Below are 24,261 nucleotides of genomic sequence, written 5' to 3' on the forward strand. Positions count from 1 at the left end.
TGGTCGTGCCGCGAAGACCAACTTCGCGGTAAGGGAGGATAAAAGTGCTGAACCGATTTGCGACGCTTTTCGCGGCCGCGCTGCTCTGCGCCGTCACGCTGATTTTCACCGCAGGATCTGCCGCCGCCATCGACGTGCGCGCTGCCGTTCTCAGGGTCGATTACCAGGTCCAGCGCCCCATTTCGCGCTTCGACGAGGCGCCCGAGGATCTGGGCTTCGCCGGTGCCGCGCTGGCCGATCAGGACAACAACTCCACCGGCAGTTTCATGGGCCATACCTACGAGACGATCCAGAAATCCGCCGCGCCCGACGCCGCCGATGCCGCCTTGGATGACATACTCGCCGAGGGCATCCGCCTGATCGTCATCCACGCCCGGGAAGAGGACGTTCTGCGCCTCGCCGACCGTGCTGCCGAAGAGGGCGCACTGGTCTTCAACGCCCGCGCCGGCGACATGGCCATGCGCAATGAGGACTGCCGCGCCAACCTCCTGCACACCGCCACCAGCTATGCCCAGCAGGCCGATGCCATCGCGCAATTCGCCATCTGGAAGAAATGGCCCCGCTGGGTGCTCATCTCTGGCTCCAACCCCGCCGACATCGCGCTGGCCGACGCCTATCGCCGCGCCGCCACCAAGTTCGGCGCCAACATCGTCGAGGAACGCGTGTTCGAAGACACCGGCGGCGCCCGCCGCACGGATTCCGGCCACGTGCTCGTCCAGCGCCAACTGCCTACCTTCATGCAGGACCTGCCAGAGCATGACGTGGTCATCACCGCGGATGAGACCGACTATTTCGCGGCCTACCTCACCTATCACTTGTGGGACCCGCGCCCGGTGATGGGCTCCTCGGGCCTGCGCCCCGTGCAGATGCACGGCGGACACGAAGCCTACGGCGCGACCCAGCTTCAGACCCGGTTCGAGGACCTGGCGGGCCGCTACATCAAGGACGCCGACTACAACGTCTGGATCGCCCTGCGCGCTGTGGGCGAGGCCGTGACCCGCGCCCAGACCGCCGAACCCGACGGCGTAAAGGAATACCTGCTCTCCGACCAGTTCGAACTGGCCGGCTTCAAGGGGCAGGAAGTCACCTTCCGCGACTGGAACGGCCAGATGCGCCAGCAGGTCATGCTCTATGACGACCGCGTCACCGTCAGCGTCAGCCCGCAGGAAGGGTTCCTGCACCAGAACGCCGTGCAGGACACGCTCGGCCTGGACCGCCCGGAATCGGCCTGCACGGCCTTCAGCAACTAAGGGGAACACATGAAACTCAAGGCACTCCTTCTGACCTCCGCCCTGGCGCTCACCGCCGGGCCCGCGCTGGCCGGCAAGGCTTTCGTGACCAACGAGCGTGGCAACACCATCACGGTGGTCGACACCGAAACCTGGGAAGTGATCGACGAGTTTTTCGCCGGCAACCGCCCCCGCGGCATCACCGCCAGCCCTGATGGCACAAAGATCTATGTCTGCGCCTCGGACGACAACCTCGTCCGCGTGTTCGATTCGGAAACCTACGAGGAACTGCCCTCGCTGCCCTCCGGCCCCGACCCCGAGCTTTTCATCATCGAACCCTCCGGCAAGCGGCTCTATATCGCCAACGAGGATGACAACCTGGTTACCGTCACCGACACCGACAGCCGCACCGTGCTGGCCGAGGTCCCCGTGGGGGTCGAGCCCGAAGGCATGGGCATGAGCCCGGATGCCAAGTGGGTCGTGAACACCTCCGAGACCACCAACATGGCGCATTTCATCTCGACCGAGGATTACGAGATCAAGCACAACATCCTGGTCGACCAGCGCCCGCGTTACGCCCAGTACACCGCCGACGGCACGCGCCTCTTCGTCACCTCCGAGATCGGCGGCACCGTCAGCGTCATGGACATCGCCGAGGACGGCACGCCGACGCTTGTGGATAAAATCAGCTTCGAGGTTCCAAATGTGCAACCCGAATGGCTGCAACCCGTGGGCGCCAAGGTCACCTCCGACGGCAAGCGCCTCTTCGTGGCGCTCGGCCCCTCCAACCGCGTCGCCGTGGTCGACGCCCAAAGCCTCGAGGTGCTCGACTACATCCTCGTGGGCCAGCGCGTCTGGCAGCTCGATTTCACACCGGACGAGAAATACCTGCTGACCACCAACGGCAATTCCAACGACATCACCGTCATCGACGTGGCCAAGGAAGAAGCCGTGCGCTCCATCCAGGTTGGCGAACAGCCCTGGGGCGTGGTGACCATCGAATAATGAAGGAGACAGAAAAAATGAAGAAACTGATGATGGCCGCGGCCACCGCCGCAACCTGCCTCACCGGCCCCGCAGTCGCCGCGCCGCTTTGCGACGACCTCGGCTTTGCCGGCCTGTTGGCGGCCTGCAACCGCGGCGACACGATCCCGATCACGCTTGCCTCGGGCCAGCCCCTGCACGAGACAGGCTCCGTGAACCTTCAATCGGGCGCCTATTACACGCTTGAAATCACCGCCGACGGCTCGGCCGAACTGGCCGTCACGGGCAGCGATTTCTTCCGCGCGATCTGGATGAACGAGATCGTCATCAACAAGATCGAAGTGCGCCCCATGGCCATCGACTCCCTCGAATTCGACGATGCCGGCGTCGCCACGCTCTCGTTCATCGCCATCAAGCCGGGCAGCCACACCCTGCGCATCCCCGGCTCCACCGGCGAAACGCAACAAGTCACCTTCAACATCCAGTAACGGAGACCTCTCGAATGGAACGCATTTTCCTGATCGCAGCGCTGGTCGCCTCGCCCGCCCTCGCCGACGATGACGCGGTCGACGCCGCCACCGTCGAAAAGATCGAGGCCTGGCTCGCCTCCGTCGAATGCCAAATGGACCCCGACGATATCGAAGCCGAAGACGACGGCGGCTACGAACTTGACGACGTCATCTGCAAGGGCGGCAACCAGTTCGACATCGAACTCGACGCGGACCTGAACGAGGTCGAACGCCGCGCCGAGTAAATTTACGGTTCTCCCATGGAGTAAAGGCCCGCCATGTTGCGCATCATAGCATCTCTCTCCTTCCTGCTAAGCAGCATGGCGGCCTACGCCCAAGAGCCCCCCACGATACGCGCCGCCACCCTCAAGATCGGCACCGTCAACTGGGAGCTTCAGACCATCGTCGATGAAGGCCTCGACGCAAAACACGGCTTCACCCTCGACATTCAGCCCTTTGCCGACAACAGCGCCACCCGCATCGCCGTTGAGGGCGGCGAGGCCGACATGGCCGTCGCCGACTGGATCTGGGTCGCCCGTCAACGCGCTGCGGGCAAGCCTTATGTCTTCCTCCCCTATTCCCGCGCCGTGGGCGGCATCGTGGTCCCACAGGACTCCACCGCCGAAACACTGGCCGACCTGTCCGGGCAGAAAATCGGCATCGCCGGCGGCCCACTCGACAAATCCTGGCTCATCCTGCGCGCCTATGCGCAACAGGCGTACGACCTCGATCTGGAGGCCAAGACCGAACAGGTCTTCGGCGCCCCTCCCCTGATCTTCCGCACCGCCCTTGACGGCGGCCTCGCGGGGGCCATCAATTACTGGCACTACCTTGCCAAGATGAAGGCCGCCGGGATGCGCGAACTCATTTCTGTCGACACCGCCGCCCGCGAACTGGGCCTCGACCCCGAAACACCCCTACTGGGCTATTATTTCAAGGAAGATTTCCTGTCGGAGAACCCCGACCTCGCCCAGTCCTTCTTCGAGGCCAGCCGCGAAGCCAAGACCCTGCTGATGTCCTCCGACGATATCTGGCAAGACCTGCGCCCGATGATGAACGCCGACAGCGACGCCGAATTCGAGCAACTCCGCACCGACTGGATCGCCGGCATCCCGGCCCGCAAACCCATCGACACCGACTCCGCCCAGGCCCTTCTCAGCCTGATGCACGACCTCGGCGGCGCGGAACTCGTGGGGCAGGCCGACACGCTCCCCGACGGCCTCTTTGCCGACGTCCAGTAAATGCAAAGCAAGCTGACGCCGCTTCTCTCCATCGCGGGGCTCCTCGCGCTCTGGGTCGTGGCCTCGACGCTCAAGGCCGACCCGCAGGTCCTGCCCACCCCCTGGGCCCTCGCGCCCCTCTTCGCCCAGGAAATTGCCAGCGGCGAGCTCTGGACCCACCTCTCGGCCACCCTCCTGCGCGTGCTTTGGGCCTTCTGCCTCGCCATGACGCTTGGCGGGATCATCGGCCTCGCCATGGGCCGGTCGCCCGCTCTCAACCGCTGGCTCGACCCGTGGCTGGTGATCTTCCTCAACCTGCCCGCGCTGGTGCTGATCGTGCTCTGCTACCTCTGGATCGGCCTGACCGAGGCCGCAGCCATCGCCGCCGTCACGCTCAACAAGGTGCCCAACGTCGCCATCGTCATCCGCGAAGGCGCCCGCGCCATGGACCCACAGCTTGACGCGCTGGCCCGCGTCTACCGCATGTCAGGCTGGATGCGCCTGCGCCATATCACCCTGCCACAGCTCGCCCCCTTCATCGCCGCCGCCGCCCGCGGCGGCGTGGCCGTCATCTGGAAAATCGTGCTGGTGGTCGAATTCCTGGGCCGTTCCTCCGGCATCGGCTTCCAGATCCACCTCTATTTCCAGCTTTTCGACGTCGCCATGGTGCTGGTCTACGCCTTTTCCTTCATCACCGTGATGCTGCTGGTGGAATGGGCCTTGCTGCAACCATGGGAACGCCACGCAACCCGGTGGCGCCGCGCATGATCACCGTCTCCATCACCGAAAAACGCTTTGGCGACGACCTCGTGCTCGGCCCCATCGCCTTCGAGATCGCGCAGGGCGAAACGGTCGCCCTTGTCGGTCCTTCCGGCATCGGCAAATCCACTCTCCTCCGGCTGGTCTCGGGCATCGACACCGATTTCATCGGCCAGATCGACCGGCCCGAGGCGATGGCCATGGTCTTCCAGGAACCCACCCTTCTGCCGTGGCGCTCCGCCCTCGACAACCTCACGCTCCTGCACCCCGGCCTGCCCCGCGACCGCGCCCTCGCCGCGCTCGAAGAGGTCGGCCTCACCGGCAAGGAAACCCTCTTCCCCGGCCAGCTCTCCCTCGGCCAGCAACGCCGCCTCGCCCTCGCCCGCGCCTTCGCGGGCCAGCCGGACCTGCTGATCATGGACGAACCCTTCGTCTCGCTCGACGCCACCGCCGCCGACCGGATGCTGACCCTGACCGAGCAACTCATCGCCCGCCACCAGCCCGCCACGCTCTTCGTGACCCACGACATGGCCGAGGCGACACGGCTTGCACACCGGACCCTGACACTGGAAGGTGGGCCAGACGGCGCACAGCTCGCCGTAACGACAAAGGACCGGACCACGTGACCACAGGCCTGACCGTCAACGACCTCAGCTTCAACTACGGCGCCAAACAGGCGCTGGACGACGTGGCGTTCGACGTCGCCCCCGGCACCTTCTGCGCGCTTCTCGGCCCCAACGGCGCGGGCAAATCCACGCTCATCGCCCTGCTGACCCGCCTGCTGGTGGCCCCCCAGGGCAAAATCACCGTCGCCGGCCACAACATGCGCCGCGAACCCCGCAAGGCGCTCGGCAAGCTCGGCGTCGTCTTCCAGCAATCCACGCTCGACCTCAACCTGTCGGTCCGCCAGAACCTTGCCTACTTCGCCGCCCTGCAAGGCCTGCCGAAATCCGAAATCCCGGGCCGCATCGACGCCGCACTCGACCAGCTCGACATGCGCCACCGCGCAGAGGAGAAAGCCCGCGACCTCAACGGCGGCCACCGCCGCCGCACAGAACTTGCGCGGTCTCTCATTCACGACCCGCACGTCCTCTTGCTGGACGAGCCCACCGTCGGCCTCGACGCCGCCTCGCGGCAGGGCATCACCGATCACGTTCACGACCTCACCAAGACGGGCCTCTGCGTCCTCTGGACCACTCACCTCACGGACGAGGTACGCGACGGCGACGACCTCGTCGTCCTGCACAAGGGCCGGATCATCCACCGCGGCACCGCAGGCGCCGCACGCGGCGATCAAAGCCTCTCGGACTGGTTCCTCAGCCGCACGGGGGAGGTCGCATGACCGGCACCTTCCGCGTCGCCATTGCCATCATCGCCCGCGAATTCCTGCGCTTCGTCCACCAGCGCGAGCGCTTCATCGCGGCGCTCGTGCGCCCCCTCGTCTGGCTGCTGATCTTCGCCGCCGGCTTCCGCGCGGCACTTGGCCTGTCGATCATCCCGCCCTACCAGACCTACGTCACCTATGAGACCTATATCGTCCCCGGCTTGTGCGCGATGGTGCTGCTGTTCAACGGGATGCAATCCTCGCTCAGCCTCGTCTACGACCGCGAAATGGGCTCGATGCGCCTGCTGCTCACCAGCCCCTTCCCGCGCTGGTGGCTGCTGATCTGCCGCTTGTTCGGGGCCACGATCATCTCGGTGCTGCAGGTCTACACCTTCCTCGCCATCGCCGCCGCCTTCGGTATCACCATGCCCACCTGGGGGTACCTCACAGTCCTGCCCAGCCTGATCCTCGGCGGGCTGATGCTCGGTGGCCTCGGGCTGGTGCTGTCGAGCTTCATCAAGCAACTGGAGAACTTCGCGGGCGTGATGAACTTCGTCATCTTCCCGATGTTCTTCATGTCCTCGGCGCTCTATCCGCTTTGGAAAATGGCCGAAAGCTCACCGCTCCTGCGCGACATCTGCGCGCTCAACCCCTTCACCTACGCGGTCGAACTCATCCGCTTCTCGCTCTACCTGCAGATCAATTGGACCGCGCTCGCCTGGGTCACAGGCAGCACGCTTGTCTTTTGCGCGCTGGCCATCTGGGGCTACGACCCCGCCCGCGGCCTGATGAAGCGCAAGACCTGAGGGCGCTCAGATGTCGAATTCGGTATCGTTCACTGTCCGGCAGCGCCAGCTCCGTACACGTTCGTTGGGATGGGTCGATACCCATCGCGCCAGTTCCGGCTGCGCCCCGGCAAGGCCCTGCACCGGCGTGACATCGGTGAACACAAGACTGCGTTCGCGGCATTGGGTGGGATCTGTCGCCAGGCAGGCGACGAACAGGAGCTCTATCATATCCGTTCCTTACGCGTTGCGTTGGTCCTCGCTCCCGTGCCGCCAACCATCCAAAACCAATTCCCCTAAGAAAAGCGTAACCGCACCGTGCGCACCGCGTCACGCCAGAAATTGTGCGAAAAAACGCGGCACTTCATCGCAAATGCCCGTGACAAAGGCGATCCTGCCATGTCGCTGAAAACCCTCCTTGGCCTCGGCGCCCTCGCCCTCGGGGTCGGCACATGGGTCACCGCGCTCATCCTCTGGCTGGGTCTGCTGGCCGTCTCGGACCGTCTCGACGCCACGCTCAAGGCCGAACAGCGCATGTCGGGCTACGCGGGCCTCTCGACCCAGGCCGCCACCTTCCTCGTCGTCGCGACCGAAGCCGTGCAACGCGAGATGCCCGCCTCCACCCGGGTCGAGCGCCTCGAACCCGTGGTCGAGAACCTGCGCAGCTCCTTCGTGCGCCTGCAACAGAACGTCGCCCAGGCGGTCGAAGAGGCCCAGGATCTCGGCCTCGACGCCCAGTCCCGCTTCGGCACCCAGTCCCTCGGCCTCGCCCGGATGGAGGCGCTCCTGTCCAGCACCATGCGCGGCCTCGGCGAAGACGACATCGACCGCCCCCGCCTGCAAGCCCATATCGACAGCTTCGCCACCGGCTTCGACCCCCTGCTCAGCCAGGCGGTCCAGACCGAACAGATGTTCCGCGCCGACATCCGCGCCGAGATCGTCACCCTTCGCAAGAAGCTGAGCCTGGCGGCCATCGGCATCGCCGTCGCCGCCGTGGTGATGGTGCTGGCCTTCTATTTCGGCCTCATCCGTCCGCAATTCGCCCGGCTCGACCGCCTGCGCGAGGCGGCCCAGAAGATCGGGCAAGAGAATTTCGCCATCGACCTGCCCGAAACCCGCCGGGACGAGATCGGCGGTCTCTACGCCGAGACCAACCGCATGGCCCACGCCCTCGCCGCCCGCAAATCGGCGGTCGAAGAGGACCGCGCGCAACTCAGCAGCATCATAGCCGCCCGCACCGAGGAACTGCGCGCCGCCAACGAAACCCTGGCCGAGATCGACGAGAACCGCCGCCGCTTCTTCGCCGATGTCAGCCACGAATTGCGCACCCCCCTAACCGTCATTCTGATGGAGGCCCAGATCGGCCGCGCGGCAGGCGGCCCGGACGCCGACGCCTTCGCCACGATCGAGGCCCGCGCCGCGCGTCTGAACCGCCGCATCGACGATCTTCTGCGCGTGGCCCGCTCCGACAGCGGCCAACTGGCGCTGGACCCCGCACCCGTTCCCCTGCGCGATCTCATAACCGAAGTGCACGAGGAAATCCGCGCCGAGGCCGACAATGCGGGCATGACCCTCACCCTCTCGGACATCCCCGACGTCACCCTGACCTGCGACCGCAACTGGATCCGGCAGGTGCTGGTGGGTCTCGTGCGCAACGCCATCCGCCACGCCCGCGACGGCGGCATGATCCGGCTCGACACGCAGACAGGCGACCAGACCGCCGAAATCGCCGTCATAGACAACGGGTTCGGAATTGCCCCCGCCGACCAGCCCGGCATCTTCGAACGCTTCACGCAATCGGGCAGCACCTCGGCCCAGGGCTTCGGCATCGGGCTGGCGCTGGCCCGCTGGGTCATCGACTCCCATGACGGCACCATCACCCTTGAAAGCCCGGTCGCCCGCGCCGACGCACTCGGCGAAGCACCCGGGACAAAGATCGCGGTTCGCCTTTCCCTTTCATCCGGCTAAAACGGCGCTATCCTCAAGCCCGCAGCCGCGAAAGAGACCGCCCGCCATGACCCGCCTCCTGATCGTCGACGACGACCCGGAAATCACCTCCGCCCTGGCGCGGGGGCTGGGCCTGCACGGCTACGAGGCCGAGACGGTCAACCGCTATGACCACGCGCTCGAAAAGCTGCGGGCCGAGACCTTCTCGGGCGCCATCATCGACGTCATGCTGGGCGCCGACAGCGGCCTCGACCTCGTCCGCCGCGCCCGCGAGAGCGGCGCCACCCTGCCGATCCTGATGCTCTCCGCGCTCTCGGATGTCGAACACCGCACCGCGGGGCTCGAGGCCGGGGCCGACGATTACGTCGTCAAACCCTTCAGCTTCGACGAACTGGTCGCCCGCCTGCGCGTGCAGGAACGCCGCGCGACCTCGCAGCGCCCCCAGCCCGCCACGCTGACCCGCGACCGGAGCCTGCAGACCGAGACCGCCAAGGTCTCCCTGACCGAGCGCGAGGACGACCTTCTGCGCCTTCTCATCGCCCATGACGGCACGCCTTTGCCACGCGGCGACATCTTCGATGCGCTCTGGCAGGCTGAAGGGTCTGGTAACGAAAACGTGGTGGACGTCTATATCGGCTATTTGCGCAAGAAACTCCGCGACGCCGATTTCTACTTTGAGATCAAGACAGTACGAAATCAGGGCTTCGTCATCGACGGCCTCGCCCCGCGGCTTGACCCCGGGGACCGGGACTAAAGTCTAAGCGTTTCACAGAAATTAAGAGTCGCAATGAAGCGGCCGAGTTGTCATCTTTGGACTGTTATTCAAAGGAGGAAACCATCATGGCATGGGCAAAACCGATCATCCGCGAAATCGAATGCGGCATGGAAATCAACATGTACGGTCCTGACTTCGACGAAGAGCGTGAAGTCCTGATCTAAGACTGATCTGCGCGCGGGAGGATATCTTGATGTCATTCCGCGCGCATATTCTCGGCGCTGCGGCCGGGGGCGGCCTGCCCCAGTGGAATTGCGGTTGTGACAACTGCAACCTTGCACGTTCAGGCGACATTCCCTCACAGACACAATCGTCCCTCGCCGTCACCGGAAACGGTGTGGATTGGGCGATTCTGAACGCATCGCCTGACATCCGCGACCAACTGGCGAACACAGCGGCCCTCCATCCGACGGACCTACGCAAGCTGCCGCTGACCTCCGTCCTAGTGACCAACGGCGATATCGACCACGTCGCCGGCTTGCTGACCCTGCGCGAAATGCAGCCGTTTACCCTCTTCGCCACCAAGGGAATACACGAAGTTCTGGCCGCAAACCCCATTTTCGACGCCCTGCACGAACAGGTCGTCACCCGCACCAACATCGCCCTCGATGAACCGTTCGAACTGGCCCCCGACCTGACCGCGACGCTTTTCGCTGTCCCCGGCAAGGTCCCGCTCTACATGGAGGGCGAGACGGTCGAGACCGACCTGATGGGCGAACAGACCGTGGGCGTCGTGCTGGAAAACGGCGACACGACGGCCTTCTACATCCCCGGCTGCGCGCGCCTCAACGACGACTTGGCCGACCGCCTTCAGGGTGCCGACATGGTCTTTTTCGACGGCACGCTCTGGCGCGACGATGAAATGGTCCGCGCCGGGCTTGGAAAGAAGACAGGCAAACGCATGGGCCACATGTCCATGTCCGGCCCGGACGGCTCCATCGCCGCCTTCGCGGGCGTCGACATCGGCAAGAAGGTCTTCGTGCACATGAACAACACCAACCCGGTGCTGCGCCCGGACTCGGCGGAAAAGGCCGAGGCCCAGGCAGCGGGCTGGATCATCGGACAGGACGGAATGGAGATCACACCATGACGCAAAGCCGCGAAGACTTTGAGGCCCGCCTGCGCCAGATCGGCGCCGAGCGGTATCACGACCTGCACCCGTTCCACGACCGCCTGCATGGCGGCGACTGCACGCCCGACCAGGTCCGCGCCTGGGTGCTGAACCGCTATTACTACCAGCACACCATCCCGATGAAGGACGCCGCCTTCATGAGCCGCGTCGAAGACCCTGACCTGCGCCGCGCCTGGCGCTCCCGCATCGAAGACCACGACGGCACCGCAGAGAACGAAGGCGGCATCAAGCGCTGGCTGCGCCTGGCCGAGGCCGTGGGCCTCGACCCGGCTTACGTCGCCTCCCGCGAAGGCGTCCTGCCGGCCACCAAATTCGCCTGCGACGCCTATGTCCGCTTCGTCCGCGACAAGACCCTGCTCGAGGCCGTGGCCTCCTCCCTCACCGAGCTTTTTGCCCCCAAAATCCACGCCAACCGGATCGAGGGCCTTCTGAAGAACTACGACTTCGCCGATGACAGCTCGCTCAGCTATTTCAAGACCCGCCTAAAGGAAGCGCCCAAGGACGTCGCCTTCGGCCTCGCCTGGGTGCTCGACCACGCCGATACACAGGAAAAACAGGACGCCGCCGCCAACGCGCTGATCTTCAAGACGGACGTGCTCTGGTCCCAGCTCGACGCCCTCTGGAGCGCCTATGTCGAACCCGCCCGCATACCCCCCGGTGCATGGCAGCCGGGCGAAGGTCTGCTGCTCGAAAGGGCCTCCTGATGATCGCCACCGACATTCCCTCCCTGCCCCGCGGCGTGCGCCTGCATTTCGACAAGGTGCGCGACACGTGGGTTCTTCTTGCGCCTGAACGCGCCATCACCCTCGACCAGATCGGCCACGCCATCCTCACCGAGGTCGACGGGCACCGCAGCTTCGGCGAGATCACGCAGGCCCTGTCGGACAAATACAACGCCCCGGTCGAGCAGATCACCGAGGACAGCAACGGCTTCCTTACGGCCCTGCGCGACCGCAGATTTCTGGACGTAGCGCAATGAAAATACCCGCCCCCATCGCCATGCTCGCCGAGCTGACACACCGCTGTCCGCTCTCCTGCCCCTATTGTTCCAACCCCGTGGAACTGGCACGGCAGGACAGCGAGCTGGACACCGAAACCTGGGTCCGCGTCTTCGACGAGGCGGCCAAGCTTGGCGTGCTGCAACTGCACCTCTCGGGCGGCGAGCCCGCCTCGCGCCGTGACCTTGTCCCACTCGTGCAGGCCGCCCGCGACGCCGGGCTCTATACCAACCTCATCACCTCGGGCATCGGCCTGACCGAACGCCGGCTGAAGGAACTGGATGACGCCGGCCTCGACCACATCCAGCTCTCGCTGCAAGGCACCACGCCCGAAATGGCCGACGAGATCGGCGGCTATAACGGGGGCTACAAGCGCAAGATGCAGGTCGCCGAGTGGATCGGCCAGATCGGCTTTCCGCTCACGCTCAACGCCGTCCTGCACCGGCGCAACCTGCACCAGCTGCCCCGCGCCATCGAGATGGCGCAGGAAATGGGCGCCCGCCGCATCGAGGTCGCCACCGTGCAATTCCATGGCTGGGCTTTAAAAAACCTCGACACCCTCATGCCCACCCGCGAGCAGGCCCGCGAGGCCACCCGCATCGTCGCCGAATCCCGTGCCGCGCTCAAAGGCAAGCTGGTGATCGACTACGTGCCCGCGGATTACCACGACGACTACCCCAAGCGCTGCATGGGCGGCTGGGGCAGCACCGGCCTCAATGTCGCGCCCGACGGGCAGGTCCTGCCCTGCCACGCCGCACAGTCCATCCCGCACCTGGAATTCGAGACCGTCCGCGACACGCCGCTGGACGAGATCTGGTACAACAGCAGCGCCTTCAACGCCTATCGCGGCACCGACTGGATGCAGGAACCCTGCAAATCCTGCGAGCGCAAGCTGGTGGATTTCGGCGGCTGCCGGTGCCAGGCCATGGCGATCGTCGGCGATCCGGCCGCGACCGACCCGGTCTGCATCAAGTCGCCGCATCACGGGGCGCTGCAGGCGCAGGCCGACACCCACGCGTCCAACACCGACGCGCCGCTGGTCTACCGCACCATGCCCGGAAAGAAAGAGGTGGAACCAACCAACTAGGGTCGGTTCAGAAACAGACGATCTCGGCCTCGGCCTGCGCCCGCCGCAGCTCGGCCACCAGGTTCGCCGCGGCGGCGGAACTGTTGAACACCGCCATGCGCTCACCGCCCACCCGGCGCATCGATAGCACCGTCTCTGCCTCCAGATATTCCTCGTAGGACAGGATCTGCGCCACCTCATCCACCGAGCACGAACATTTCTGCAGCATCTCGCGCGTCGTGCCATTCGTGGACATGCAGGCAAACACATAATCCGCCCGCGCCGCCGTGGGAAAATCGTTCAGCCGCTCGGCGGCGGTCTGACCAAAGGCCAGTCCGGGCGCCGCGATCAGCATCGCGACCAACGCCCGCCCCACGCCGCCCCGGCCCCCGCGCCGGGGCCTCTTGCCCGAACGCAGAGGTCCCGGTTCAAGCCCGGGACGCGTTGCGCCACACTTAGCCGCCTGTCTCATTGCGTCGCCTCCTCCAGCGTCTCGAACGTCACTTCCGAGCGATAGCCGTCGCCGCCCTCCGGCCCTGGCGCCTCGGCGACCAGTTTCAGGTACCAGCCCGGCACATCCTCGGACATCGTGACCGTCAGCGTCAGGTCGCCAAAGCCGCGCATCTGGGCGCGGTTGGGGTCCTCGGCGAAAGGCTGCATCGTCACGGTCTGCGTCTCGACCGTCTGCCCGTCGAACTCGGCCTCGCCCATTGTCACCTCGTTGGGCTGCACCAGCGCCTCCTTCACGCGGTTGCGGATGTAGAACTTGCTGCCTCCGGCAGTCTCGGCCATGTCGCGCACAGTGGACTCGTAGAAGAACATGATCATCGGGTTGCCCACGCTGGCCGGGAACTGCCCCAGCTTGCGGTACTTCCCGCCCTGTCGCAGTTCCAGCACCGCCAGCGGGCTCTCGCCTTCTCCCACGCTCAGGGCCACCTTGCCACTGTCGCGCTCCGCCGCCTCGGGCGCCAGCGCGTTGCTGACCTGGCGCTCATAGACGAGCGCCATATCCCGCGACACCTCGTCCAAAGTGCCGTTGCGGAACAACAGGTCATAGGTTTCCTGTCCGCTCAGCGGCGCGGCCACGGCGGCGGCACAGCTTAAGGCGACGCCGACCAGAAAGCTCGTCACGCGCATCATCATGCTCAAATCTCCTCCCTATTCAGGCCAGACACTAAAGGCTCCGGCGGCGCTGTCACCGGCCACTTTCGTATCACCCCGCGCCTCGGCATCCCCTTGCTGGCCGATCTTCCAGGCCATTAACGGCCGCAGCCGGTTCAGCTTGACCGGCTTGTAGATCACCGAGATGTCATAGGTCAGCCCCGCCGCCCGAACCCTGGGGCTGCGATCGGCGGTGATCAGGATCGCTGGCACATGAACCTTGGTCAGCTTGCGCACCCGTCCGATGGCATCCACCCCGGTCTCGTCATCGTCCAGCGTGTAATCCGCCAGAATGATATCCGGCGCCATGCCCATGTCCTCGACACAGGTCAGCGCCTCGTCGATCGACCGGCAGGCCAGCACGTCGGCGCCCCATTGTTCCAGCCGCTTGGTGGTGCCGAACAGAACGTCGTCGTCGTTCTCGATCAGAAGAACGATCTGGTTCTCCAGCAAATCGTCGGCATTCGACGCAAGGCTCAGGGGCTCGTTCACCGCCGGCGCGTCCGTCACCGTCTCCAGCTCGATCCGAAACACCGACCCCACGCCGGGCTTCGACTTCACCGACAGCTTGTGGCCCAGCAGGCGACAGGCCCGCTCCACCACCGACAGGCCCAGCCCCACACCCGCGGCTAGCTTCTCGCCATCGGCACGGGCGAATTCCTCGAACACCCGCTGCTGGTCGCGCTTGGGAATGCCGATGCCGGTGTCCCACACCTCCAGAACCACGCGCCCCTTGCGGCGGCGGCACCCGACCAGGACGCGCCCCCCCGGCTGGGTATACTGGATCGCGTTCACCACCAGGTTCTGGATCGACCGCAACAGATAGACCGGGTCGGACCGCACCAGTACCGAACAGGGCACCATCTTCAGGCTCACGTTCTTCTGCTCGGCCACAAGGCTCTGGTCGGCATGGATGCTGTTCATCATCGAGGTCAGGTTCACCACCAGCGGCGACACCGTGTCGGGCGCCGCACTTTCCAGCCGCGAGATGTCCAGCAGCAGGTGCAGCAGTTGCTCGGTCGAGCGGAACGATCCTTCCAGCCGCTCCACCATGCCATGCATGTCGGTCCCGCGCGACGTCTCCAGCAGGGTCGAGATCAACAGCTTGGCGGCATTGATCGGCTGCAACAGGTCGTGGCTTGCGGCGGCCAGGAAACGCGTCTTCGACGACACCGCCTTTTCCGCCTTGTCCTTGGCGTCGCGCAAGGCTTCCTCGACCCGCGCCTTCTTTTCGTATTCCTCGGTCAGCTTCTCGTTGGCGCGGGTCAGCTCGGCAGTGCGCTCCATCACCCGGCGTTCCAGCGTCTCGGTCGCCCGCGCCTCCAGCGTGACATCCTCAACCTCCACCAGGTAGCCGCTGTCGGGCATCTCGTGCATGTGCAGTTCCAGCACCCGTTCGGGCCCCAGCCGCACGCGCTGGCGAAACGCACCCTCGGTCACCAGCTTGCGATAAATCGCCTCGATGTTGACGGCATCGCCCTCGACCGCCAGCCCGTTGGCGAAAAGATATTCCACCAGCGCCGTCACCGGCTCGCCTTCCGCGACATAGGACGCGGGCAGTCCCAGCAATTCGCGGAACTGGCCGTTATGCATCAGAACCTTGCCCCGCGACGAGAACGTGCACACCCCCGAGGTCAGCGTCTGGAACACCGCCTTCAGGTAATCCTCCTGCCGGTCGATCAGGCTTTCCTTCTCCGACCGGTTGCGCCGCACGAAATCGGTGATCTCGGTCAACAACAGCACCACGTTGTCGCCCGACGTGTGCTGCGCGCTCAGCTGGAACCAGCGGTCGTCGGCCATCTCGATCATGACCGAGGTGATCACCCCCTCGTCGCGCCGCTTCTCCAGCGTGCTGGGCAGCGTGGCCAGGTTTCGGTCGGCCGAGCGGAAGAACTTGCTCGACACCAGCCGCGCAAAGAACCGCCCGATCGACAGCCCGGTGTCGATCTTGTTCGAGATATCCGGGAACAGCTGCAAAAACAGGTGGTTGCACAGCTCCAGCTTGCCATCGATGAACAGCGCAAAGCCGCCTTCCATCGACGACAGGGCCGCCACCAGGCTCTTGCGCATCCGCTCCTGCTCGCCGCGGACCGTCTCCAGCTCCGATACCGCGCGCGCCAGGTCGCGGCCCTGCGCCTGCATCTTCTCCTGCAACTCGATGGCCGACTGGAACGCGCGAAACGCCGAGGGGCGCACATCGTCCTGCCGGTTCGCCCGGCGCATCAGCGCGTCGATGATCCGCGCCTGGCGCTCGACCTGCACATCCAGCGGCTCGTCGGGGTTCACCAGCATCAGTTCAGCACCCGCGCTTCGGGCTTGAAGAACGCCACGCCAACGAAGGTCTGGTTCATGTGCAGGCCCGATTTCTGCTCACCATAGGTGTTGAACCCGATCACGCGGTGGGCGCGCAGGATGTTCGACACCTCCTGCGTCAGCTGCTTGTGCTCGAATTCCAGCCGCCGCAGGAAACAGTCAAAGCCCAGGATGAAATCCGGCTCCTGCCCCGCGGCATCGCGCGTCGACAACCCCTCGTGCAGCGCATCCAGGCTGCCCTTCGCCTTGCCAAGCGTCAGGATCAGCCCGTCGTCGATGGCCGCCAGCAGCGACAGCGCGCCGCCCGGCTTGGTATCGCTGATCGCGCGGGCGTAATGGGTCAGGTTGTGGCGCAGCATCATCGGGTTTTCCGCGAACACCTCGGGGCTCAGCGCCTCGGGCGGGCAGCCCACCAGCCGCGCGTATTCCTCCGCCGCCGGCGCGCCGTTGATCTCGTAGACCAGCCGCTCCTCCGGGTCGGCCGAGGTGATCACGATCTGCGCGCCCTCGGGCTGGAAATGGTCGAACGCCACCCCCTGGAATTGCAAGTCGGTCTCGATCAGCAACAGCACGGCGGCCCCCGAATGCGCCTCGCCGTCATGCAGCACGAAGGTCCGCTCGAACTTCAGCCCGTCGCCGGCCGAGCCGCCGAAGATCGGCACGTCGCCCAGCACCGCGTCCAGCGTCGACACCAGCAGGTCCTCCTGCTTGGACAACCCGTCCGCCACGATCAGCGCAAAGCGGTTCCAACCCGCCGTGTGCCGGAAACGCTCGGCCTGCTTCTGCGCCTCGGCGGCAAAGGCCGTGGCGTGATCCGGCCGCAGGTCCCGAAACAGCATCGACGCGCAGCGGAAATTTCGGCGCGGAAAACCCAGCAGCAACAGCGCCTGGTCGTCATAGCCCTCGGTGGTGATCTGCCCGGCCGAACTGCAGCCGAAGACCGGCACGCCCTGAAACGCTCCGGACAACAGCGCACTGGTCTCGTTCACGTCCAGGCAACCGGGCAGGATCGCGAAAACAAAGCACAGGCCCTTGCCCATCAGCGCCTCGCTTGCCTCGGCCACCGCCGCGGCGGGGTCCTCGGCCCGGGATTCCCCGATCACGACGAATTCAGGGGGGGCGGGCTTCACGCGTCCGCGCCTAGTGCTGAAGGAAGGCGCGCGCCTCGGGTTCGGCATGGCGCGCCATCACCGATTCCACGAACACCACCGCCTGAGTCCGGTTGCGCACGTCCAGCCGCCGCAACAGCGCGGTGATATGCGCCTTGACCGTGGCTTCCGCCAGCGACAGTTCATACGCGATCTGCTTGTTGGGCTTGCCCGCGCAGATCAGCTTCAGGATATTGACCTGCTGCGGCGTCAGGATACTCAGCTCCGGCGTGGTCTTGAACAGGTCGTCCTGCTCCTCGCCGGCTTCCGCATCGACGTACTCGGCGGGCACATAGCGCCGCCCGGCGGCGATCTCGGTGACCGCGAATTGCAGCGTCTTGGCCGAGGCGTCCTTCGGCAGGAACCCCATCGCGCCGGATCGCAACAGCCGGCGCACCAGTTCGCTCGATGCGAGCGACGAGATCACCAGCACCCGCGCCTCGGGCAAGCGCTCGCGCAGCTTTTCGAATCCCGACACGCCGGTCACGTCCGGCAGCTTGAGGTCGAACATCACCAGGTCGGGTCTGAACTCGTCGTCCACCAGGTCGAAACAGGCCTGAAGGCTGCCGGCCTTTCGGATGTCGCATCCCGGAAACCCCAGCGTCAGCGCCGTTTCCAGCGCGTCGCTGTAAAGCGGATGGTCGTCCACGATCATCACGGACGACACAGGCTGCGCGCCCGCGCATTCGTCTCTTGCTGCCAACATGCCGATCCTCCCGAAGAGAAAAGTAGCACCAAATCGAGAATGATCAACCGTTTGGAACAGGCGCGGCGGAACCGGCGACACTCGGCCAACCGCTCCGCCTCGGCCCGCAGCACGACGTCGCCTTGCCCTGCAGGCCCCGCGACCGTCCCGCATCAGCGCGCAAACCGCGCCAGGTCGCCCGTCGGGGCCGTGTCCGAATAGATCGCCCGGTCCAGCTCCGCCAGCCGGGCGCGATAGCTGTCCGCGCCGGGTCCCGACCGGGACAGCGCCACCAGTGCCCGCCGCATCTCCCCGACGCGTCCGGCCCGCGCCGCCCGGCGCAGCGCGCGACGCTGCGGATGCAGGGCCGGCACCCGGTCCGACAGCCGCGGCAGGCCGGACCACGCCCGTCCGCGCAGACCCAGCATCAGCGCCGCCGCGAACACCGCCAGCGCCGCGCCCAGCGCGGGACCGCCCGGCAAGACCGCTTCGGCGGGTTCCGGCCGGGGCGCCGCTTGCGCGGTGTCGGCGGGATCATCGCCGCTGCCGGGCACACGCGCGCCATAGGCCACCCGCTGTGCGCCGATCTCGACCGTCCGGCTCTGCCGCGTCGTGGTGTCGAAGTAGTCAAAGCTCAGCGGCTCCACCAAGGCCGACACGTCGTTGCCCGGACGGATCGTCCAGCGCCAGAAGGCGATGGTCTTCGGCCCCTCCGGCGTCAGCTGGATCAGCCGCTTTTCCGGGTGGGCGAAGATCATGCCCGAAGGCGAGGCCAGCTCCGGCATCGGCGGGATCATCTCGGGCGTCGCCCCCAGCGCCTCGATCCGGATCACCCGCAACACGCCCTCCCCCGGTGTCAGCTGGTCGGGCGCGTTCGACCACTGGTCCGAGACTTCCAGCCGCCGCACCGGGAACCACCAGTCGCTGCCCTCCGGCGCGGGGTCCACCTCGATCGTGACCGGCTCCGACGCGATCTCGTGCGCGAACCAGTCATCGCCCTCGTCCGTCAGCGTCAGCCTATGGCGAAACGCCCCGATGGTCAGGGTGCCCGCCCGCTCCGGGTAGACCGCCATGCGCCGGATAAAGACCTTGACCTTGCGCCCGTCCACCCGCTCATCGCGCCAGGTGTCGGGCCCCAGCTGCGACCAGTTGAACCCCTCCAGCTCCGGCTGCACCAGCATCTCTCGGGTGATGTAACGCCGATAGGTGCCGCGGATCGTCAGCAGCACCATTTCCCGTGTGTAGGGCGTCGCCGTGCGCTCTTCCACGCTGACCTCAAGGGACAACTCACCGGGATGCACCTCGCGCGTCTGCCCGACCGCGATGTCCGGGCTCATCAGAACGACCATCGCCAGCATCCAGATGCACACGCCCGCCACCCGCAAACCCCGTCCCGGACCCGATCCGGGACCTCCTGCCGTCGCGCGCACCGGCTTCCGTGTCGCCTGCAAGATCTCCCTCATCGCGGGTCCTCCGGCTCGGGCGGCGACAGCCCCAGCTTGTCGCGTCGCTTGTGCTCCTGCAGGATCCGCTCGGCCATGAACTCGCCCGGCACATCCTCCAGCTGCAAAAGCCAGCGCTCGTCGGCCACCATGAAGTAATCCTTGAACACCCGCCGAACCCCCAGCTTGCCCCGACTTTCCAGCTCCGCCATCCCCAGCACCGCGCTGGTATTGCTGACCCCGTCCCCGGTCGAGGCCGCGCGCGCGTCGCCCTGCCCCACCTCCGCGTCCGCCGTGGATCCGCGCTTGCGCTCAGGCAGCAGCGCCAGCGCCTCGGGGTCGATGGCCAGCCCCGCGTAATAGGCCGCCACCACGTCGAAATTCGCCCGCGCCCGCGTATCCCCCGCCGCAATCGCGAGGTCATAGGCTTCCAGCGCCCGCGCGTAGTCCCCCGCAAAGACCAGCGCGTTGCCAAGGTTGTACTCCTCTCCCGCCGCCGCGAAGGCCTCCGCCGACGGGCCGTACGCGCCTGCCCGGAACCGCGCCACGCCCTGCCACTCCGGCGAGTCGAACACCTCCGCCGCCCAGCCCGGCAATCCCGCCACCAGCAAGACACGCCCCACCGACGCCGCCCCGCCTAGAGCCAGCCCCGCCAACAGGAACACCGCCGTGATCAGCGCCAGCCCCCTCATGCGCCCTGCCTGCGGAACATCAGGAGCATCGGCACGGCGGCCAGCAGCAAAAGATACCGCCCCATGTCGCTCCAGAAGATCAGCGGATAGTCCTGCCGCTCCAGCCGTGCCGCCATGTCCTGCCCCAGCCAGCCCGCCAGCGCGTCCGCGTCGTCCAGGCCAAAAAGCTGCCCGCCCCCCGCCTGCGCATGGGTCCGAAGCGACGGCGCGTCGCCCATCCCTACCACCGACAGCCGCGCACCCATCTTCGCCAGCGTTGCCGCCAGCCGCAAACTCTCCGGCCCCAGCCCCGCCCCGTCGGTGAACAGCACGACGTCGCCCGCGATGATCTCGGCTTCCTCCAACCGCGCCACCGCCAGCGCCAGCGCCCGCTCGGGCCGCGTGCCGGGGTCCGGCACCAGCTCCGGCCCGATCAGCGCAAAGGTCTGCCCCAGCTGCACGTGGTCCAGCGTCATCCCCGTCGCCAGATACGCATCCCCGCCATAAACCACGATCCCCCCCGGCCGCGTCCCCAGTTCCGCAATCCCATACCGCCCCAGCGCCTGCATCTGGGGCCAGCGCGCATCCTCCGTCACGCTGGCCGAGGCATCGACCACGAACAGCACCCCGTCGAGGTTGCGGAAACTCGGCGTGTCCCGCCGCTCCACCGCCGGGCCGGCCAGCGACAGCACCGCGATCACCAGCACCGCCATCCCGGCCCACAACCCCGACCGCCCCGGTTGCGCCTCCACCCGGCCCAGCGCCGCCATCGCGCGGATCATCCCCGGGTCCGCCGCCCGCTGCCAGTCGCCCAACCCCTGCCGCCGCGACCACAACCACCACGCCAGCCCTGCCAGCACCGGCAGCGCCAACAGCCACAAGGGCCGCAGCAATGTCACATCCAGGCTCACGCCGGATCCCTCGCGATCACGAAAAGGCACAGAAACGCAGCCGCCGCGGCCGGCCAGGGCCAGTAATCGCGATAGATTTCGGCCGCCAGCCCGTCGCTGTCATTCGCCTCCAGCCGGTCCAGCGCATCCGCCACCTGCTGCAGATCCTCGGTCGTGCGCACCCGGAAGCTTTCGCCCCCCGACACCTCCGCAATCGCCCGCAATGTTCGCGCATCCACCACGCCGCGCTCGCCCTCCTCGGCGCTCTCTAGGTCCTTCGGTCCCAGCGCGATCGTATGCACCCGCACGCCCATCTCGGCGGCCAGTTCCGCCACGCCCAGCGGCTTCGTCGCACCGGCGTTGTTCACCCCGTCCGACAGCAGGATCACCACCTTGCTCGCCGCTTCGCTCTCGGCCATCCGCTTCAGCGCCAGTCCCAGCCCGTCCGAGATATTCGTCGCCCGCCCCGAGATGCCGATCACCGAGGTTTCGATCTCCTGCGCCACCGCCTCGATGTCAAAGGTGAAAGGCGTCGCGTAATAGGCTTCCGATCCGAATACGATCAGCGCCAGACGGTCGCCCCCCCGCCGCCGCGCGAATTCCGCGCCCACGGTCTGCACCGCCTCCAGCCGCGTCACCTGCCGGCCATCCAGATCGAAATCGTCCCGCACCATCGAGCCCGACAGGTCCAGCGCAATCGCCAGATCCCGCCCCGACACTTTCAACGCCGACACCGGCACCAGGTCCCTCGGACCTGACAAGGCCACCACCAGCAGCCCCCACGCCAGCCACAAGGCGCCATCGCGCAAAGGCACCCCCGCCACGCCCGCGCCGCCACGCCGTGCCCGCGCCAGCAACTCCTCGCCCACCCGGCGCGGCAGCACCAGCGCGCGGCCACCCGCGCTGCGCGCCGCCATGAACCGCTGCACCAGCCACGGCAGCGGCAGCAAAAGCAGCGCCAGCGGCTGCGCCAGCTCAAACATGCGCCCTGACCTCCGCCTCCACGTCGATCTCCGCGTCCCGCCGATAGAGGTTGACGCGCAGCGCCTCATACCGCTCCGGCGCCACCTCCTTCAGCAGATGCAGCAAGCCCACGCGACGCGCATCCTCGGGCAGCTCCGCCAGCGCCGCGATCCGCGCCTCCAGACCCAGCTTCATCGCACTCCGCCGCCGCGTGAACGCCAGCCGCAGCGCGCCGATCACCACCAATGCCATGCACCCTGCCAGCCCCGCCGACACCAGCACATCCGCAACCGCGTCCAACGCGCCCCCCGGCGGCAGCCTTATGTCCAGCAGGCTGTCGCGCATCGCCGCCTCCGACAGGGGCGCGCCGCTCATGCGCCATGCTCGTCGTGATAGCGGATCAGCACCCGCGCCGTCTCTCGCGGGTCGGCGCCCGCATCCACCACCAGCGCCTCGCGCCCCGCCATCCGCACCATCGTCGGCACCGCGTCATTCACACCGATCCGCAAATTCGCCCGCCGCCCATCGGCCAGCCGCACCGGATAGCGCCCTGCCGGCAAGGCGTCGGTATTGGACACCAACAACAGCCGGATTGCCCGCCTTTGCCCTAACCCGTCCAGCACCTTCACCAACTCTTCCCCCGGCGCGTCAAACCCCGAAGCGATCACGATCTCCGACCCCGACGGCGCCAGCCGCTCCAGCCGGTGCAGCGCCCGGTCCAGCGACAGCGCCCCACCGGTCGCGCCCTTGTCCCGCGCCGCATCCTCCAAAGCCCGTGCATGGGCCTCGACCAGCCCGCCGATCACGTCCAGCATGCCCCGGATGCGCCCGCGCGGCGGCACCACCGTCACGTCCCGGTCCGTCACCGCCAAGAGGCCGACACGCCCGCCCTGCTCGACCAGCGGCCAGGCATCCAGCACCAGCGCCTCGGCGGCCGCCACCGACAATAGCGCGCGCCGCAAGCCCCACAGCATCTCGCTGCGCATATCTGCCACCAGGTAGCGCACCCGGTCCCGCTCCGCCTGGAACTGCCGAACATGCAGCGTCCCGGTCCGCGCCGTGCTCGCCCGGTCCAGGTGCCGGATGTCATCGCCGGGCAGGTAGTCCCGGATATCCGCCACCTCGATCCCCTGCCCCTTGACCCGCGTCGCGTGCCCACCCGGCAGCGTAGCGCATTGCTCCGCCCCGCCCGGCCCGGTCAGCGCATGGGCGCGCAGCGCAATCAGGTCCCCGGCGGCAAGCCGGACCCCCGGCTGCTCCAGCGCGGCACTCACAGCGGCTCCACCGCTTTGACGATCTCCGCCACCACGTCCCGCGCGCGCCGCCCCTCGGCCATCGCCCGCCAGCTCAGCACCATCCGGTGCGCCAGCGCATCCGGCGCCAATGCCGCCACGTCCTCGGGCAGCGCATGGTCGCGGCCCTTCAGGAACGCCCGCGCCCGCGCTGAGGCTGCCAGCGCCAGCGTGCCGCGCGGCGACACCGCGTGCTGGATATCCCCGGCCAGTTCGCCACCCCGCGTCGCCATGACCAGCCGCACGATATAGTCGCGCAACTCCGCTGCCAGATGCACATCCGCCACCGCCTTCCGCGCGTCCTTCAGGCTCTGCTGGCTGATCGTTGCATCCGACACCACCGCGTCGCCATGCGTCTCCGCCTCGACAAGGTTCAGGATCGCCCGCTCGGTCTCGATATCCGGCAACTCCAGCACCACGTGCAGCAGGAACCGATCCAACTGCGCCTCGGGTAACGGAAAGGTCCCTTCATGCTCAATCGGGTTCTGCGTCGCCACCACAAGGAACGGATCGGGCAGACCATGCGTCTCGCTTCCCGCCGTCACCTGGCCCTCGCCCATCGCCTCCAGCAGCGCCGACTGCACCTTGGGCGGCGCCCGGTTGATCTCGTCCACCAATACGAGGTTGTGAAAGACTGGCCCCTTCACGAATTCGAAACTGCCGTCGCCGGGCTTGTAGACCGGCGTGCCGGTCAGGTCGGCGGGCATCAGGTCGGGCGTGCACTGGATCCTCGCGAACGACCCTTCCAGCGCCCGCGCCAGGCATTTCACCGCCCGCGTCTTGGCCAGCCCGGGCGCGCCTTCCACCAGCAGATGCCCCCCGGTCAACAGCGCGATGGTCATCCGCTCGATCAGGCGCTCATGCCCGATCAGCCCAGTCCCAAGCTGCTGCAACATTCCCGCGATATCGCTCTGGCCGGCCTCTTTCAGCACATCCTGTCCTCCCGAAACACGGACGTCTCACAGCGC

General features: G+C 66.8%; 29 protein-coding genes. 16 read left to right on the plus strand and 13 right to left on the minus strand.

Going from position 1 to position 24,261, the window contains the following annotated elements:
• The first annotated feature begins 47 nt into the window (after positions 1 to 47).
• The 9 genes from ACQY4V_RS11105 to ACQY4V_RS11145 are packed head-to-tail and all read left to right on the plus strand — an operon-like array spanning position 48 to position 6,831.
• Positions 48 to 1,250, plus strand: a complete 1,203-nt coding sequence (locus tag ACQY4V_RS11105; protein WP_428517225.1) for an ABC transporter substrate-binding protein — start codon at positions 48 to 50, stop codon at positions 1,248 to 1,250.
• Positions 1,251 to 1,259: 9 nt separating this feature from the next.
• The gene (locus ACQY4V_RS11110) at positions 1,260 to 2,234 is read left to right on the plus strand and encodes a YVTN family beta-propeller repeat protein (RefSeq protein ID WP_428511654.1); all 975 of its coding nucleotides are present in this window, start codon (positions 1,260 to 1,262) and stop codon (positions 2,232 to 2,234) included.
• A gap of 17 nt (positions 2,235 to 2,251) precedes the next feature.
• Positions 2,252 to 2,701 (plus strand): hypothetical protein, encoded by a 450-nt coding sequence (locus ACQY4V_RS11115; protein WP_428511656.1) that lies wholly within the window; start codon positions 2,252 to 2,254, stop codon positions 2,699 to 2,701.
• Between the two features lie 14 nt (positions 2,702 to 2,715).
• The gene (locus tag ACQY4V_RS11120) at positions 2,716 to 2,967 is read left to right on the plus strand and encodes a PepSY domain-containing protein (protein ID WP_428511657.1); all 252 of its coding nucleotides are present in this window, start codon (positions 2,716 to 2,718) and stop codon (positions 2,965 to 2,967) included.
• 33 nt (positions 2,968 to 3,000) lie between these two features.
• A complete protein-coding gene (locus ACQY4V_RS11125; RefSeq protein WP_428511659.1) occupies positions 3,001 to 3,963 on the plus strand; it encodes an ABC transporter substrate-binding protein in 963 nt (320 codons plus the stop codon).
• Positions 3,964 to 4,710, plus strand: a complete 747-nt coding sequence (locus ACQY4V_RS11130; RefSeq protein WP_428511661.1) for an ABC transporter permease — start codon at positions 3,964 to 3,966, stop codon at positions 4,708 to 4,710.
• A complete protein-coding gene (locus ACQY4V_RS11135) occupies positions 4,674 to 5,327 on the plus strand; it encodes an ABC transporter ATP-binding protein (RefSeq protein ID WP_428511663.1) in 654 nt (217 codons plus the stop codon). The genes ACQY4V_RS11130 and ACQY4V_RS11135 overlap by 37 nt, the downstream gene beginning before the upstream one ends.
• The gene (locus tag ACQY4V_RS11140; RefSeq protein ID WP_428511665.1) at positions 5,324 to 6,043 is read left to right on the plus strand and encodes an ABC transporter ATP-binding protein; all 720 of its coding nucleotides are present in this window, start codon (positions 5,324 to 5,326) and stop codon (positions 6,041 to 6,043) included. The genes ACQY4V_RS11135 and ACQY4V_RS11140 overlap by 4 nt, the downstream gene beginning before the upstream one ends.
• A complete protein-coding gene (locus ACQY4V_RS11145; protein ID WP_428511667.1) occupies positions 6,040 to 6,831 on the plus strand; it encodes an ABC transporter permease in 792 nt (263 codons plus the stop codon). Before ACQY4V_RS11140 ends, ACQY4V_RS11145 begins: the two co-directional genes overlap by 4 nt.
• Before the next feature lie 6 nt (positions 6,832 to 6,837).
• Here the strand turns inward: ACQY4V_RS11145 and ACQY4V_RS11150 are convergent, their stop codons facing one another.
• Entirely contained in the window at positions 6,838 to 7,041 is a 204-nt protein-coding gene (locus ACQY4V_RS11150) for a hypothetical protein (protein ID WP_428511669.1), read from the minus strand.
• 168 nt (positions 7,042 to 7,209) lie between these two features.
• Between ACQY4V_RS11150 and ACQY4V_RS11155 the strand changes: the two genes are divergently transcribed.
• The 7 genes from ACQY4V_RS11155 to pqqE all read left to right on the plus strand — a co-directional run bounded on the left by ACQY4V_RS11155 (position 7,210) and on the right by pqqE (position 12,749).
• Positions 7,210 to 8,778, plus strand: coding sequence for an ATP-binding protein (locus tag ACQY4V_RS11155; protein WP_428511671.1), 1,569 nt, complete (start codon positions 7,210 to 7,212; stop codon positions 8,776 to 8,778).
• 46 nt (positions 8,779 to 8,824) lie between these two features.
• Positions 8,825 to 9,511, plus strand: coding sequence for a response regulator transcription factor (locus tag ACQY4V_RS11160; RefSeq protein WP_428511673.1), 687 nt, complete (start codon positions 8,825 to 8,827; stop codon positions 9,509 to 9,511).
• Between the two features lie 86 nt (positions 9,512 to 9,597).
• Positions 9,598 to 9,696, plus strand: coding sequence for a pyrroloquinoline quinone precursor peptide PqqA (gene pqqA / locus ACQY4V_RS11165; protein WP_057796095.1), 99 nt, complete (start codon positions 9,598 to 9,600; stop codon positions 9,694 to 9,696).
• Positions 9,697 to 9,725: 29 nt separating this feature from the next.
• Complete coding sequence (pqqB, locus tag ACQY4V_RS11170; RefSeq protein ID WP_428511675.1) at positions 9,726 to 10,622, plus strand: pyrroloquinoline quinone biosynthesis protein PqqB; 897 nt, start codon at positions 9,726 to 9,728, stop codon at positions 10,620 to 10,622.
• A complete protein-coding gene (gene pqqC, locus ACQY4V_RS11175) occupies positions 10,619 to 11,368 on the plus strand; it encodes a pyrroloquinoline-quinone synthase PqqC (RefSeq protein ID WP_428511677.1) in 750 nt (249 codons plus the stop codon). Before pqqB ends, pqqC begins: the two co-directional genes overlap by 4 nt.
• Complete coding sequence (gene pqqD / locus ACQY4V_RS11180; protein WP_428511679.1) at positions 11,368 to 11,643, plus strand: pyrroloquinoline quinone biosynthesis peptide chaperone PqqD; 276 nt, start codon at positions 11,368 to 11,370, stop codon at positions 11,641 to 11,643. The genes pqqC and pqqD overlap by 1 nt, the downstream gene beginning before the upstream one ends.
• On the plus strand, positions 11,640 to 12,749 hold the full coding sequence (pqqE, locus tag ACQY4V_RS11185; RefSeq protein ID WP_428511681.1) for a pyrroloquinoline quinone biosynthesis protein PqqE: 1,110 nt from the start codon (positions 11,640 to 11,642) through the stop codon (positions 12,747 to 12,749). Before pqqD ends, pqqE begins: the two co-directional genes overlap by 4 nt.
• Positions 12,750 to 12,756: 7 nt before the next feature.
• Here pqqE and ACQY4V_RS11190 read toward each other — a convergent pair whose 3' ends face one another.
• The 12 genes from ACQY4V_RS11190 to ACQY4V_RS11245 form a co-directional block, all read right to left on the minus strand.
• Positions 12,757 to 13,083 (minus strand): hypothetical protein, encoded by a 327-nt coding sequence (locus ACQY4V_RS11190; protein ID WP_152494524.1) that lies wholly within the window; start codon positions 13,081 to 13,083, stop codon positions 12,757 to 12,759.
• Between the two features lie 113 nt (positions 13,084 to 13,196).
• Positions 13,197 to 13,871, minus strand: a complete 675-nt coding sequence (locus ACQY4V_RS11195) for a hypothetical protein (RefSeq protein ID WP_428511683.1) — start codon at positions 13,869 to 13,871, stop codon at positions 13,197 to 13,199.
• A 15-nt stretch (positions 13,872 to 13,886) separates the two neighbouring features.
• Positions 13,887 to 16,181, minus strand: coding sequence for an ATP-binding protein (locus ACQY4V_RS11200; RefSeq protein WP_428511685.1), 2,295 nt, complete (start codon positions 16,179 to 16,181; stop codon positions 13,887 to 13,889).
• Positions 16,181 to 17,332: an FIST N-terminal domain-containing protein gene (locus tag ACQY4V_RS11205; protein ID WP_428511687.1), complete on the minus strand. Its 1,152-nt coding sequence runs from the start codon at positions 17,330 to 17,332 to the stop codon at positions 16,181 to 16,183. Before ACQY4V_RS11205 ends, ACQY4V_RS11200 begins: the two co-directional genes overlap by 1 nt.
• A gap of 10 nt (positions 17,333 to 17,342) precedes the next feature.
• The gene (locus ACQY4V_RS11210; RefSeq protein WP_428511689.1) at positions 17,343 to 18,056 is read right to left on the minus strand and encodes a LuxR C-terminal-related transcriptional regulator; all 714 of its coding nucleotides are present in this window, start codon (positions 18,054 to 18,056) and stop codon (positions 17,343 to 17,345) included.
• Between the two features lie 152 nt (positions 18,057 to 18,208).
• Positions 18,209 to 19,498, minus strand: a complete 1,290-nt coding sequence (locus tag ACQY4V_RS11215; RefSeq protein WP_428511691.1) for a hypothetical protein — start codon at positions 19,496 to 19,498, stop codon at positions 18,209 to 18,211.
• On the minus strand, positions 19,495 to 20,169 hold the full coding sequence (locus ACQY4V_RS11220; protein ID WP_428511693.1) for a hypothetical protein: 675 nt from the start codon (positions 20,167 to 20,169) through the stop codon (positions 19,495 to 19,497). Before ACQY4V_RS11220 ends, ACQY4V_RS11215 begins: the two co-directional genes overlap by 4 nt.
• Complete coding sequence (locus ACQY4V_RS11225; protein WP_428511695.1) at positions 20,166 to 21,059, minus strand: vWA domain-containing protein; 894 nt, start codon at positions 21,057 to 21,059, stop codon at positions 20,166 to 20,168. The genes ACQY4V_RS11220 and ACQY4V_RS11225 overlap by 4 nt, the downstream gene beginning before the upstream one ends.
• Positions 21,056 to 22,021 carry a VWA domain-containing protein gene (locus tag ACQY4V_RS11230; RefSeq protein ID WP_428511697.1) on the minus strand — a complete coding sequence of 322 codons (966 nt, stop codon included), beginning with the start codon at positions 22,019 to 22,021 and terminating at the stop codon, positions 21,056 to 21,058. The genes ACQY4V_RS11225 and ACQY4V_RS11230 overlap by 4 nt, the downstream gene beginning before the upstream one ends.
• On the minus strand, positions 22,014 to 22,376 hold the full coding sequence (locus ACQY4V_RS11235; RefSeq protein ID WP_428511699.1) for a hypothetical protein: 363 nt from the start codon (positions 22,374 to 22,376) through the stop codon (positions 22,014 to 22,016). The genes ACQY4V_RS11230 and ACQY4V_RS11235 overlap by 8 nt, the downstream gene beginning before the upstream one ends.
• Positions 22,373 to 23,275: a DUF58 domain-containing protein gene (locus ACQY4V_RS11240; RefSeq protein ID WP_428511701.1), complete on the minus strand. Its 903-nt coding sequence runs from the start codon at positions 23,273 to 23,275 to the stop codon at positions 22,373 to 22,375. Before ACQY4V_RS11240 ends, ACQY4V_RS11235 begins: the two co-directional genes overlap by 4 nt.
• Complete coding sequence (locus ACQY4V_RS11245; RefSeq protein ID WP_428517228.1) at positions 23,272 to 24,189, minus strand: AAA family ATPase; 918 nt, start codon at positions 24,187 to 24,189, stop codon at positions 23,272 to 23,274. The genes ACQY4V_RS11240 and ACQY4V_RS11245 overlap by 4 nt, the downstream gene beginning before the upstream one ends.
• Positions 24,190 to 24,261 lie beyond the last annotated feature (72 nt).

The organism is Roseovarius sp. (genome assembly GCF_965277045.1).
Lineage (GTDB): Bacteria > Pseudomonadota > Alphaproteobacteria > Rhodobacterales > Rhodobacteraceae > Roseovarius.